General features: G+C 54.0%; 12 protein-coding genes. 2 read left to right on the forward strand and 10 right to left on the reverse strand.

The genetic code is table 11. The features are described from left to right. The first annotated feature begins 16 nt into the window (after positions 1–16). Both hemN and JHL22_RS02075 read left to right on the forward strand, forming a co-directional pair. On the forward strand, positions 17–1,378 hold the full coding sequence (gene hemN / locus JHL22_RS02070) for an oxygen-independent coproporphyrinogen III oxidase (protein WP_200233308.1): 1,362 nt from the start codon (positions 17–19) through the stop codon (positions 1,376–1,378). Positions 1,379–1,381: 3 nt separating this feature from the next. Continuing rightward, positions 1,382–2,203, forward strand: a complete 822-nt coding sequence (locus tag JHL22_RS02075; protein WP_200233309.1) for a class I SAM-dependent methyltransferase — start codon at positions 1,382–1,384, stop codon at positions 2,201–2,203. 59 nt (positions 2,204–2,262) lie between these two features. Here the strand turns inward: JHL22_RS02075 and JHL22_RS02080 are convergent, their stop codons facing one another. The 10 genes from JHL22_RS02080 to ilvB form a co-directional block, all read right to left on the reverse strand. Continuing rightward, positions 2,263–2,844 carry a peroxidase-related enzyme gene (locus tag JHL22_RS02080; protein WP_200233311.1) on the reverse strand — a complete coding sequence of 194 codons (582 nt, stop codon included), beginning with the start codon at positions 2,842–2,844 and terminating at the stop codon, positions 2,263–2,265. After that, on the reverse strand, positions 2,841–3,353 hold the full coding sequence (locus JHL22_RS02085; protein WP_234041055.1) for a CMD domain-containing protein: 513 nt from the start codon (positions 3,351–3,353) through the stop codon (positions 2,841–2,843). Before JHL22_RS02085 ends, JHL22_RS02080 begins: the two co-directional genes overlap by 4 nt. A gap of 11 nt (positions 3,354–3,364) precedes the next feature. Continuing rightward, positions 3,365–4,708 (reverse strand): acyl-CoA thioesterase/bile acid-CoA:amino acid N-acyltransferase family protein, encoded by a 1,344-nt coding sequence (locus tag JHL22_RS02090; RefSeq protein ID WP_200233317.1) that lies wholly within the window; start codon positions 4,706–4,708, stop codon positions 3,365–3,367. 6 nt (positions 4,709–4,714) lie between these two features. Continuing rightward, the gene (locus JHL22_RS02095; protein ID WP_200233318.1) at positions 4,715–6,280 is read right to left on the reverse strand and encodes an ABC transporter substrate-binding protein; all 1,566 of its coding nucleotides are present in this window, start codon (positions 6,278–6,280) and stop codon (positions 4,715–4,717) included. A 68-nt stretch (positions 6,281–6,348) separates the two neighbouring features. Beyond that, the gene (locus JHL22_RS02100; RefSeq protein ID WP_200233320.1) at positions 6,349–7,356 is read right to left on the reverse strand and encodes an ABC transporter ATP-binding protein; all 1,008 of its coding nucleotides are present in this window, start codon (positions 7,354–7,356) and stop codon (positions 6,349–6,351) included. Then, complete coding sequence (locus JHL22_RS02105; RefSeq protein WP_200233322.1) at positions 7,353–8,342, reverse strand: ABC transporter ATP-binding protein; 990 nt, start codon at positions 8,340–8,342, stop codon at positions 7,353–7,355. Before JHL22_RS02105 ends, JHL22_RS02100 begins: the two co-directional genes overlap by 4 nt. Further along, on the reverse strand, positions 8,339–9,259 hold the full coding sequence (locus JHL22_RS02110) for an ABC transporter permease (protein ID WP_200233324.1): 921 nt from the start codon (positions 9,257–9,259) through the stop codon (positions 8,339–8,341). The genes JHL22_RS02105 and JHL22_RS02110 overlap by 4 nt, the downstream gene beginning before the upstream one ends. Then, positions 9,256–10,230, reverse strand: coding sequence for an ABC transporter permease (locus JHL22_RS02115; protein WP_200233325.1), 975 nt, complete (start codon positions 10,228–10,230; stop codon positions 9,256–9,258). Before JHL22_RS02115 ends, JHL22_RS02110 begins: the two co-directional genes overlap by 4 nt. After that, positions 10,227–11,690 carry an NAD(P)-binding domain-containing protein gene (locus tag JHL22_RS02120; RefSeq protein WP_200233326.1) on the reverse strand — a complete coding sequence of 488 codons (1,464 nt, stop codon included), beginning with the start codon at positions 11,688–11,690 and terminating at the stop codon, positions 10,227–10,229. Before JHL22_RS02120 ends, JHL22_RS02115 begins: the two co-directional genes overlap by 4 nt. A gap of 181 nt (positions 11,691–11,871) precedes the next feature. Then, a complete protein-coding gene (ilvB, locus tag JHL22_RS02125; RefSeq protein WP_200233328.1) occupies positions 11,872–13,626 on the reverse strand; it encodes a biosynthetic-type acetolactate synthase large subunit in 1,755 nt (584 codons plus the stop codon). Positions 13,627–13,713: the final 87 nt, after the last annotated feature.

Genomic DNA, 13,713 nt, shown 5'->3' on the forward strand with positions numbered 1-13,713 from the left:
ACCGGCATTGAAAGGCATGAGCAATTTTATCCAAAAGTACAATATTCCAGGTCCCCGCTACACCAGCTACCCAACCGTTCCCTACTGGGACGAGGCCTGTTTTACGGTGGATTCATATAAAGAAACCCTGGTCCGCAGTTTCAATGAATCCAATGCTTCCGAAGGCATCAGCCTGTACATTCACCTGCCTTTTTGTGAAAGCCTGTGTACTTTTTGTGCCTGTCATAAACGCATTACCAAAAAGCATGCGGTTGAAGGTCCCTACATTGATGCCGTTATCAAAGAATGGAATATGTACCTGGAACTGCTGGGCAGCAAGCCCCGAATCAGGGAAATCCACCTGGGTGGCGGCACCCCCACTTTTTTCAGCACCGAAAACCTGACCCGTTTGCTGCGGGCAATTTTTGATACGTCCGAGATTGCCCCCGATCACGAGTTCAGCTTTGAGGGCCACCCCAACAATACCCGCCGCGAACACCTGGAAACCCTGTATGAACTGGGTTTCAGGCGCGTCAGCTTTGGGGTACAGGATTACGACCCGATGGTGCAAAAAGCCATCCACCGGATCCAGCCTTATGAAAACGTTTTCAATGTGACCGATGCCTCACGCAAGATCGGCTATCACAGCATTAGCCATGACCTGATTTTCGGCCTGCCGTTCCAGACCTGGAAATCCATGGAAACCACCATCAAGCGCACCATTTCCCTGAAGCCTGATCGCCTGGCGTTCTATTCCTATGCGCATGTACCCTGGATCAAGGGAGTTGGCCAGCGCGGTTACGATGAAAATGATTTGCCCAGCGGCGAAGAAAAACGCGCCCTGTATGAAAACGGCAAAAAGCTGCTGGAAGAACTGGGTTATGTTGAAATTGGCATGGACCACTTTGCCTTGCCAACCGACGAACTTTACCAGTCCATGCTGAATAAAAAGCTGCACCGTAACTTCATGGGTTATACCTCTTCCTCTACCCAGCTCATGATTGGCCTGGGCGTTTCAGCCATTAGCGATTCCTGGTATGCCTTTGCCCAGAACGAAAAAGTGATTGAAGACTATTATGCCCGCCTGGAAAAGAACGAGTTGCCGCTTTATCGTGGCCATATCCTGGACCAGGAAGACCTGGTTATCCGCCGGCATATCCTGAACCTGATGTGCCTGCAATCCACCCGCTGGGACCAGCCCGAACAGCAATTTCCAGAGTTGCCCCAGGTGATTGAGCGCCTGCGCGAAATGGAAACCGATGGCCTGATCAACATTTTGCCCAACGGGATTGATATTACCGAAGAGGGCCGCACGTTTTCACGCAATATCTGCATGGCCTTTGACCTGCGCATGCTGCGCGAGCAGCCCGGCACCCGTATTTTTTCAATGACTGTATAAGCAATGAGCCTGATCCCCGAAATAAAGCCCCAGCAATCGATTGAATTGCTCAAAGAGCTCCATATCCTGACCCGTGACGGAAAAATCAACCAGGACACGCGTCGCAAGCTTAAACAGGTATATCACCTGTACCAGTTCATTGAACCGTTAATGGCCGATGTGCTTAAGCAAAAAGACAGCCTGAGCCTGGTGGACCATGGCGCGGGCAAGTCTTACCTGGGTTTCATTTTGTATGACCTGTTCCTGAAAGAGCACACCGGTGCGCATGTTTACGGCATTGAAACCCGTGCCGAACTGGTGGACAAATCGGAAGCGCTGGCGCAGCGGCTGGGGTTTGAGGGCATGTCATTTCTGGCCATGACCGTAGAGGAATCGATGGCCTCAACGCAGTTACCCGAAAAAATTGATATCGTGACAGCCCTGCATGCCTGTAATACCGCCACTGATGACGCCATCCGCTTTGCCCTGAACCGGGATGCGCAATATATTGTGCTGGTGCCCTGTTGCCAGGCCGAAGTGGCGGCCGCCCTGCGTACCAACAAAGGCAGTACGCTGGGCAAAACCCCCCTGTCCGAACTGTGGCGTCACCCGATTCATACCCGTGAATTTGGCAGCCAGCTCACCAATGTCTTACGCTGCCTGCAACTGGAGGCCCGTGGCTACCAGCTAACCGTGACTGAACTGGTAGGCTGGGAACACTCCATGAAAAACGAGTTGATCATTGCCAAGAAAACCGGCGGATTCAAAAAAAGCGCCCATGAGCGCCAGTTGCAAATCCTCAAAGAATGCCACCTTGAGGGACTGGCCGACCGCTTTGCCTACTAACTGACCCAATAAAAACCAGTTACCACGCTGGAGCGTGGTAACGAGTTACGAGGATACAGTTAAGGGAAGACCGGTTCACCCAGGTTTAGCATTAAACGGTTGGCCCAACCAAAGATGGAAGCCGCGTGAATGATGTCCAGGATTTCCTTTTCAGTCATGCCCAGGTCTTTCAGGGCTTGTACAAGCGAGGCATCAAAATCCTCAGGAGATTCGGTTAACGCTGTGGCCAATCTGATAATGGCTTTATCGCGCTCATTGTCGCCGGCAGTGGCCGGGTCTGTAAAGACATCAGCCACAATCTGGTTGCGCTTGGCCAACTGCTCAAAACGCTGGGCATGTACCGAGGCACAGTAGACGCAGCCATTAATGCGGGAAACGGTTAGGGCAGCCAGTTCACGGTCGGCCCGGTGTACGCCACCCGGTGCATACATAATGGCGTTATAGGTTTCCGAACGGTGATCCAGAATTTCGGGTTCATGGACCAGCAACAGGTAATAATCAGATGTCTTGGCCTGCGGATGACTGGCTTCCAGAATCCTGACCTGCTCGGGCGTGGCGGTTTCAACATTGACGACGTCCAGCCAGGCTTTCCAGTCCAGGCTTTCATTGGTGAAACCATTAATCTTGATGAACTCACTCATGCTGTTTTCTCCAATGCCTGCATGGCTTTAAGACCGGCAACCAGGCGAATCTGATAGGACAGGAAAGCAATCAACTGGGCCAGCGCCACAATATCTGGCGTGGCCACACCCGCCTGCTTAAGCGCCAGCAAGGCGGCCTTGTCACCTTCCACGGGTTTCTGGACCAGCTTGCGGGTAAAGACCAGAATGGCTTCCAGCACACTGTCATTAACCCCGTCAAGTTGGCCACTTTCCACGGCTTCAATCAAGACCTCGGGCACATTATGCTCGCGAGCCTGTTCCAGATAGTGTTCCGCCAGTTCATTGGCACCAGACAGGCGGCTGGCATACAGGGCCACCAGCCAGCGGTACGTTAGCGACAGGCCAACAGCAGGGCTAAACAAGGCTTCGTAGCTGGCCTGCGTGCCTTTAAGTACTTTTGTCCTGAAATGCCTTGCTGCATGGGTACTGCCTTGCGGGTCCAAGCCCAGCAAGTCATCAATCAGGTCGGTTGAATCAGAATTGCTCATCATCATTCCTTTTATTTTGAATTTAAAACATTGTTTTTATCGGAGCCATCATCTTCCTGCAGATCATGATTCAGCACGGCCTCGGACAGGAATTTCTTGATTCCGCCCCAAGTCCGTTCGTCTGAGCGGGCATTGGTATCGGCACGGCCACCACTGGTACTGATTTTGCCAGACACCGGATGGGTATACACCAGCTGTGTCGTGGGCACATACGGAAAAACAATGCTGTGACCGGCATCTTGTGTATCTATCCAGTGAACATCATAAGGAAAATTAACGGCTTTAAGACGGTCATACACCATCTTGCTGTACAGGCTGGACGGCCAGGAACCGTCATCAGTGGCTGACAGCAAAATAACCGGCCCCTTGATGTTTTCCACCTGAATGCGGGCCCGCTCAACCGCCTCCTTGTCTTGCAAGGCGGTCAGAATGGCCTTTTCATGCCGATGGGGTGGTGGCCCTTCATCAAAAGGCGCCCAGGTGGCGGTTTTATTGTCTTTCCAGAGGTGCGGAATTTCCTGGCCATTCAGCAACCAGGCCGGGCCATCACGTCCCACTTTCGGATCGGCCGCATTCTGCCCGCTGTGCACCAGTGCAGCCGGCACATAAGCCACCACGGCAGACACATCATCGGGAAACAGGCTGCCCAGCAACAGGACCAGTTCGCCACCGCGCGATTGTCCGTTAATGGCCACAAAATCCTTGTAAGGTTTATGGGTTTTACGCAACCAGTCCAGCCCCTTTTTGAAATATTCCAGGGGCGTGTTGGAAATGTAGTCGGACAGACCCGGCGCCTTGAAATAGGCCAGCGCAAAAGCCAGGTAGCCATGCGAAGCATAAAGGGCGGCCCGAGGTTCGTTAATACCGCCCCCCGAACCGTTCATGATCATGATGGCCGGATGCGGGCCGGCCGAGGCAGGCATAAACAGAGTGCCCACCAGGCCTTCTTCCCTGATTTCGATCCATTTTACCCCTTCGCCGGCCAGGCGCTGAGTAAACCGGCCCTGCAGCACACGGTCATCATAGGCAACCCGGATGTCAGTTTCCAAAGGACTTAAGACATTAAGCGGAAAAACCTCACGCTCACCTGCCCTGGCCGGTGTTTGTGACCAAATCATGCCCATGGCGGACACGCCTGAATACGAGCCGTCCAGCGGTGCATGCAGACTTAAGTCCACCACACCGTCGCGATCGGCCTGGAACCGTGCCCTGCTTTGCCACAATGTCCCATTGCCGCGCAGCGTAGAGGCGGTGATAATCACCACCGTTTCGGGCACCAGGCATTCAATCCGGATCGTGCGGGGCACATCGATCAGTGCATCCTGTGGCGTGATGATTAATTTCGCTCTTGTCATATAAACTTATTCCTTGGAAACCATGGCTGGCACCGTACGGTCTGAACTTAAGGGTTTAACCACCAGGCCTTTTTTGGCTGCCCAAATGTTTTTGTAATGAAACAGCGGGATCACACCCACTTCTTCAGAAACCGTTACCGCCGCATCGCGCATGATGGCCTCACGTTTGGCATCATCAAACTCGGTGGTGACCTGGGCCAGGTAGCCGTCCAGTTTTTCGCTACTGTAATGGCCCCAGTTAGAGGCGCCCAGGCCTTTATCAGGATCAACCGTTGCCAAAATATTCACCATGGCATAGCTGGCCTCGCCCGTACCGTTACCCCATGCAATTACAGACATGGCATATTCATTCTTGCGGGCAGCGCTGGAATAAACCGCCCAGGGCACGACTTCAACATTGGTTTTAACGCCAATCCGGGTCCAGAACTGGGCCACCGCCTGGATGGTTTCAGGTGCCAGCGGGTAACGATCGGTGGGCACGTGAACCGTCAGTTTGAACCCTTCAGGGTAACCGGCTTCGGCCAGCAGGGCCTTGGCTTTTTCGGCATCAAAGGCAATCGGTTTAATATCGGGGTTATAGCCAATGGAGCCTTCGGGCATCCACTGGCTGGCCACTGTTACACCACCTTGCAAGATACGGTCGGCAATGGCTTCGCGGTTAATGGCCAGTGACAGCGCCTCGCGTACCCTTGCATCCAGTAGCGGGTTTTTGTCCAGGGGCTTGTCGTTGTTGTCGGTAATATATTGGTTAACATCCGGATTAAAGCTGGGTTGCAGCAAGAAAACACGCAGGCCGTTATAGGGGAACACGCTGACTTTGGGTTCTTTTTGCAGCTTGGGCAAGTCAGACACCGATACTTTATCGATCACGTCAACATCACCGGCCAGCAAAGCGGCGGTGCGGGAAGCGGCATTGGCGGTATAAATGTAATCCACCTTGTCCCAGACTGGCTGTTCAGCCCAGTAGTTGGGATTTTTTTCGGCCACAATGCGGGCACCGGGTGTATAAGAGGAGAGTTTGTAAGGACCGGTGCCAATCAGTGCCTTGCCCGAATTGAAATCTTCACTGCCGGCATTTTCGGTGCCATGCTTGCTCACGATATGCACCGAAGCCAGGTTCAGGGGCAAATCAGGATTGGGTACATTGGTCTTGATGATCAGGGTTTCCGGGTCCTGGACCGTGATGCTTTCAATTGTGCGCACATAGCCGGTAAACGGCGCCACTGAACCGGGCACCTTGTTAATCAGGCGGTTAATGGAATACACCACGTCTTCAGCCACAAAGGGCTCGCCGTCACTCCATTTAACCCCCTGGCGCAGCTTGAATTCCCAGGTGTTCGGGTCGATGTTTTTCCAGCTGGTGGCCAGGCCGGGCAACAGTTTGTTGTAGTAGTTGTTTACCAGCATGTCAAAAAAGAACAATCCGGCCGAACGGTCACCGGCAAAGTTGTTCAATTGGGGATCCAGTGACGACAGGTTGTCGGCAAAGGCGATTTTCAGGTCTTCCGCCTGGGCCAGGCTGCCGGCAGACAATACGCCTGCGGCTACTATTGCTAATAATCGTTTTTTCATTTCAGTTTCCTTCCTTTTTTCAAACAAGCGTTCAATTTGTTTAATTTTAAATTTATGAGGCCATCTTTCTAGGGCATGTCATTCAAATGACAGGCACTAATATGATTGATGGCAATGCCCTTCAACTTGGGTACTTCGGTTTTACAACGCTCCATGACATACTTGCAACGGGGATGAAAATGGCAGCCCGAAGGTGGATTCAAGGGGCTGGGGATTTCTCCCTTAATGGTGGTGAACACTTTTTTGCGCTCTCCCATACGCGGGATTTCCGCCAGCAAAGCCTGGGTATAAGGATGGTTGGGCTTGCTGAAAATATCCTGGGCAGAGGCGCTTTCCACAATCTTGCCCAAATACATAATCGCCACCCGGTCTGAAAAATGCTCCACCACACTCAGGTCGTGACTGATAAACAAATAGGTCAGTCCCAGTTCTTCACGCAAGTCCATGAACAAGTTCAGGATCTGGGCCTGGATAGAGACATCCAGCGCCGCCACCGCTTCATCACACACCAGCATATCCGGTTGCACGGCCAGTGCGCGGGCAATTCCGATGCGCTGGCGCTGCCCGCCGCTGAACTGGTGCGCAAAGCGGTTTCTGAATGTGGCACTTAAACCAGCCCGTTCAAGCTGGGCCGACACATAGCTGTCCAGCTCCCGAGCGGTCGTCAGGCCATGAATCAACGGGGATTCACCCACTATATCACTCACCCGCAAACGGGGGTTCAGGCTGGCATAAGGGTCCTGAAAGACCATTTGTATGCGCAGCTGGGCATGCTTGCGTTCACGCGAATTCATCTGACGGATATTTTGTCCATCAACATAAATATCTCCTGAACTGGGTTTCAGGATGCCGGCCGCCATACGGCCCAGGGTAGACTTGCCGCAGCCCGACTCCCCCACCAGCCCCACCACTTCGCCCTTGAAAACGTCAAGGCTGACATCACTCACCGCAGCGGTCACCGCCGGAGGAGAAACCAGACCCAGCTTTTGCCCCAAGCGCCCCAGAGGACCGACTTTCTTTTCGCCAAAACGCTTGGAAACATGGTCCAGGCGAAGCAAAGGAGTCTCTTGGCTCATGCGACACCTCCGGCAAGCTGGCTGCCCGGATGAAAACAGCGCACCAGGTGTTGCCCACCCTGGTCGGTAAATTCAGGCCGTACCTCGCAGGCACGGCTGGCCCTTGGACAACGGGGGGAAAACGCACAGCCCGCTGGCAAGTCCAGCAAATTGGGCGTCATGCCCTTGATCTGTGCCAGACGCTGCCCGCGTACATTATTACCCGGCAAGCTGTGAATCAGTCCAACCGTATAGGGGTGTTGCGGCTGGTCCAGTACCTGGTCAACCGTACCCGATTCAACAATCCGGCCGGCATACATGACCGACAAGTCATCGGCCAGCCCCGCCACCACAGACAGGTCATGGGTAATCCAGATCAGCGCGGTGCCATACTGGCGTGTCAGGTTTTGCACTTCCGACAGAATCTGTGCCTGTATGGTCACGTCCAGTGCCGTGGTGGGTTCATCGGCAATGATCAGGTCGGGACGCAGCAGCAGGGCAATGGCAATCGCCACCCGCTGGCGCATGCCGCCAGACAGCTGGTGCGGATAGGCCTTGAGGCGGGTTTCCGGGCTGGGGATACCCATCAGCCCCAGCGTATCGCGTGCCCGCGCCCAGGCCTGCTTATAACTGATCTTTTCATGTGCCTGCAGGGTTTCAACCATTTGGGTATCAATGCGCAGCACCGGGTTCAGGGTCATCATGGGGTCCTGGAAAATCATGGCAATCCGGTTGCCCCGGATTTGCCGCATTTGCTTGCCAGAAAGGGTCCGCAAATCCCGGCCCTGAAAATAAATCTCGCCACCCACAACCCGGCCAGGCTCATCAATCAGACCCATGATAGAAAACCCGGTCACGGATTTACCCGAACCGGACTCACCCACCAGCCCCAGGATTTTGCCTTTTTCCAGGCGAATGGAAACATCATCAACCGCCGGTATCTCACCGGCCTTGGTATGAAATTGTGTTTTCAGGTGACGCACATCCAATAACAGGTCCTGACTCATTTGAATGACCTCGGATTGAAAATTTCACGCAGACGGTCACCCACCAGATTCAGCGACACAATGGTCAACAGCAAGGTCAGGCCCGGGAACATGCTAATCCAGAACTGACCCGACAGCATGTATTGATAGCCATTGGAAATCAGCAGGCCCAGCGACGGTTCGGTAATGGGTACGCCCAAGCCCAGAAAACTCATGGTGGCTTCAAGGGTAATGGCCCGGGCGACCTGCAAGGTGCCAATCACAATCAGGGGCGGCAGGCAGTTGGGCAAAATATGCCGCAACATGATGCGCCATTGCGGAATAGCCAGATTAAGCGCCGCCTCGACATATTCTTTCTGTCTTTCGGCCAGTGCCTGTCCCCTTGCCGTGCGGGCATAATACGCCCATTCCAGCACCACCAGCGTGAGGATCACATTACCAATACCTTTGCCCAGATAGGCCAGGATCATCATGGCAATCAAGATGGACGGAAAAGACAGCATCAGGTCGACAGTGCGCATGATAAAGGCATCTACCTTGCCACCAAAATAAGCCGATATAACACCCACGATGGTTCCCACCACACTGGCAATCAGGGCAGAACCCAGGCCTACCATCAGGCTGATGCGCAGGCCGTAAATAATGGCAGAGAGCAAATCCCTGCCCTGGCCATCGGTGCCCAGCAAATAGGTAAACGTGCCCAGCCCGTTTTCACTGCCCGGTGGCAGACGCGAATCAAGAATATCCAGCTGCAGCAGGTCATACGGATCCTGTGGCGTGATCCAGGGTGCAAAAATGGCGGCCAAAGCCAGAATAACGGCAACCACCAGGCCAATCGTAGCCAGTTTTGAGGCAAAAAACGCACTCACCCATTCCCGCAACAAGGACTCCCCGGGCGCGGTCGGTGTCTTTTCAAGTACCTGTACTTTGTTATTCATGATGCTTTCTCCAGCCGCACACGAGGGTCAAGCAAGCGATAGGCAATATCCACCAGCAGGTTGATCGTGACAAACACACAAACAATCACAATCAAATACGCCAGAATCACCGGACGGTCCAGCCCGTTAATGCTATCCAGGATCAGCTTGCCGGCGCCTGGCCAGGAAAATATGCTTTCCGTGACGACCGCCCCGGCAATGGTGGACCCCAATTCAAGACCCAATACGGTCACCAGCGGAATCATGATATTGCGCAGCACATGCACCGTAATAATGCGCAATGATGACAGCCCCTTGGCACGGGCAAATTTGATGTAATCCAGTGGCATGACTTCGCGAACGCCGGCATGCGTTAAGCGTATAACCAGCGATACCTTGAACAGCGCCAGGTTGATGGCCGGTAAAATCATGTGATACAGGCCGTTGGCCGTCAGGAAAGACCACTGCAGGCCAAATACCTCGACTGTGTCCCCGCGACCGCTGGAAGGTAGCAAACCAAGGTTGACACTAAACGCCATGATCAGCATCAGGCCCACCCAGAAAGTAGGTAGGGAAAAGCCCATGATACTACCCGCCATAATGGTGCGTGACAGCGTGCTTTCCGGAGTCAGCCCCGCCACCAGCCCCAGCGGCACGCCCACCACAATGGCAATAAACAGCGCGGCAAAGGCCAGCTCCATGGTCGCCGGCAAGCGCTGCAAGACCAGCTTGATCGCAGATTCGTTATAGATAAAGCTTTTACCCAGATCACCATGAATGGCCCCGTTAAGGAACTTCAGGTATTGCATCCATAAGGGCTGATCCAGGCCAAGCTGGGCAATCACAAGCGCACGATCCCGCTGGTCGGCATCGGGGCCAATCAGGATATCAATCGGATTACCGATTGCGTGCAGTCCCAGAAACACAATAACGGTCATGAGCAACACAATGACCAGGGCCTGCAAAACGCGCTTAATCAACCATATCGTCATTCAGCACCCATCGGTTTGGAAGGGGCAGGAGCGGGCTCCCACTCGTCGCCTTCCAGTTCTGGCTCTTCGTAGGCCTCCAGCTGTTCATAATAATAGGCAACGTCTTCATTGTATAGCGAACCGGCAATGCCTTTAGCCAGTACCTGTGCCCCTTCCGAGATCGCCGGAATATCGCCGGAAACCGTTCCGTGCGAGGCCACGGCCGGATAACTGAAACAATGGATATTTTCAATACCGCTTAGCGGGGTGCCATTCTTGGGCTGGAACTCGAAATAAGGCCCCAAATCCGGGCACGCCGTCAGTTCGGCATCTTCCTGCCCCAGCGGCGCGGCATAACGGCCTCTCCAGGTGCGTACATAAGAAGCAAAACTGGCGTATTCAGGACGCAAATGCCAGTCAATCTTGAAACCGGTGGCAAAAATCAGAAAATCAAGATTGAAAATACCCTTGGGCGTGTGCACGAACAGCTGCTCGTCACGCACCTCCACTTTTTCAATCGGGCAACCCACGTTGAAGCGGGCGTTTTCATGGCGGGATACGCGCAGGGTGCTGCCACGTGGCGGGGGAACCTGCTGCACATTAATGTAGTGACGAATACGCCATTTCCATTCATCCGGCAAGCGGGCAAAGCCATGGGTAATCCCCGGATTGCCCGAGCCCTTGCCTTTGTTCACACGTGGGATATCCGGTCGACGTATAAGCAAGTCAACACTGGCCGCACCATTTTCAAGCGCGGTAGCCGCACTGTCCATGGCCGAAGCGCCGGCACCAATCAACCCTACCCGTTTACCGGTCAGGGTGCCATAGTCAAACTCATCAGCCGAATGCGCCCATAAATGACGTGGAATGGCCTGTGCAAAATCAGGCACCGATGGACCACCCAGCCCGTCACGGCCGGTAGCCAGAATCAGGCGGCGAGCCAGTACCCGCTGTTGCCCTTCACTGTTTTCAATCGTCAATTCAAGATAGTTGTCAGGGTTAAGTTCCACGCGAGTAATGGCATGCTCATTCAACACATTGATATCCATCACCTGGCGATACCAACGCAGGTAGTCCATCCATTGCAGGCGCGGAATTTTGTCCAGCTCTTCCCAGGCATTAGCACCAAATTGTGCCTCGAACCAGGCCCGGAAGGTCAGGCAAGGCAGACCAAGCGCCGGCCCGGTCAGCTGCTTGGGAGAACGCAGGGTTTCCATGCGGGCGGTGGTGGCCCAGGGGCCTTCGAAACCAGCGGGTGAACGGTCAAACACCTGTGATGAAATACCCAAATGCTTCAGGGCGGTGGCAACGGTCAGGCCCGCCATCCCTCCCCCGATAATGGCCACATCCAGCAACTTGACACCATTTACCGTTCGTTCCCGTACCCATGGTTTGGCGGGCAATTCAAGGCGGGACAAATCTTCTTGTAATCGTTCTTCAAGTTTGCCCAGGCCGGTTTTTTCTGTGGAAATTTGACTCATTTCAAGTGACTCTATGTGATTACTGCTATCCATGCACAGGCAGGCCATACATAGGACAAAAATATCGCCACGCTCTTTGATTATAACGTGGCGATATAAGAATTCTAATAATGTATATTTTAAATAATATAAGAAATATTATTTATACTTTTTAATTATAAGTATATTTCTTTTGATTTTATCATTCCTCCACATACCAGTTATCTTCGGACAACATCACCTGCTGGTGACCGTATCCGGCTGGCATCATGGGGAAACAGTTTTCCTGGGCCTGAACCCGCACATCCAGAAAATACGGGCCTTCGGTATCCAGACATTCTTGCACGGCCGCTTCCAGTTCATTGGGGTCGGACACCAGGGCGGCTTCCCAGCCAAACGATCGCGCCAGCGCCACAAAATCGGGCATCGAATCATTGTAACTGTGGCTATATCGGCCATCGTGAATCAGTTCCTGCCACTGACGCACCATGCCCATGTGCTGGTTATTACACAAAATAACCTTGACGGGGGTACGGTGCTGGGTAGCCGTGGCCAGCTCCTGGATATTCATGAGCACCGAGGCATCCCCACTAATGCACACCACCAGCGAATCGGGGTTGCCAATTTGCGCGCCAATGGCGGCCGGCACCCCATAACCCATGGTACCGGCACCACCCGAGGTCAGCCAGCGGTTGGGCTGGTTGAATTTCAGGTATTGGGCCGCCCACATCTGGTGCTGGCCCACATCGGTGCTCACAATGGCGTCACGGTTTTCAATTAAGGCATTCACCGTACTGAGCAAGTGTTGCGGCAAAATATGGGTCTCGGAGGGCGTAAACCCAAGGCAGTCTTTTTCACGCCATTTGCCAATACGTGTCCACCAGTCATCCAGCAGGGTATTGTCGCGCTCCAGCGCCTTGACTTCAGTAAACAGCCCTTTCAGCAAAGGATAGCAATCGCCCACCAGCGCCACATCGGCCCGCACCACCTTGTCAATGGATGCCGGGTCGATATCCAGGTGAATCTTGGTGGCGTGCGGACAGAAATCAGACAGGCGCCCGGTAATCCGGTCATCAAAACGGGCACCCACGCAAACAATCAGGTCGGCATGGTGCATGGCCAGGTTGGCTTCAAGCGTACCATGCATGCCCAGCATACCCAGAAACTGCCTGTCGGTGCCGGGGAAAGCGCCCAGCCCCATGAGCGTCAGGGTGCAGGGGGCACCCAGGTAATTCACCATATTGCTAAACACTTCGCAGGCATCGGGGCCAGAGTTGATCAGGCCACCGCCGCCATAAAACACCGGCCGCCGGGCATTCACGATTAAGGCCGCCGCCCGTTTAGTGGCCGCCTGCAACACCGATGGCGCGACCTGGGAAACTGCACTGACCGGTACCTCACTATTAATGCTGGCTTCGGTATCAAGTGCTGACGCCATCTGGATATCCTTGGGAAAATCAATCAGTACCGGGCCGGGACGTCCGGACGCAGTCAGGTTATAGGCTTTGGCCACCAGACCGGCCACGTCTTCAACCCGCCTGATTTGTGCATTCCATTTGGTCACCGGGCGGGAAATACCCACTGCATCGCATTCCTGGAATGCATCGGTGCCAATCGCCCCAGTAGCGACCTGGCCGCTGATACACAGCACCGGAATGGAGTCACACAGGGCATCAAGCAGGCCCGACGTGGTATTGGCCATGCCGGGCCCGGAGGTTACCAGCACCACGCCGGTGCGGCCGGTAGAGCGGGCATAACCTTCGGCCGCGTGCATGGCGGCCTGTTCATGGCGCACCAGAACGTGCCGCAGGCGCGGCTCGGCATAAAGGGCATCATAAAGCGGCAGCACGGCACCGCCCGGATAGCCAAAAATGGTATCAACGCCATTGGCGATCAGCGTTTCCAGAAGAACCTGGGCGCCATTCATGGCGGTATTTTGTGTAGGTAGGGAAGTCATGGTAATTTTATAAACAGATTAATGATTCTTCGATAATATCAATATTTTATTCACCCCTGTCTGAACTTGCCTGCAATACACGTTAAA

The sequence above is a fragment of the Advenella mandrilli genome, from assembly GCF_016595155.1.
GTDB lineage: Bacteria > Pseudomonadota > Gammaproteobacteria > Burkholderiales > Burkholderiaceae_B > Advenella > Advenella mandrilli.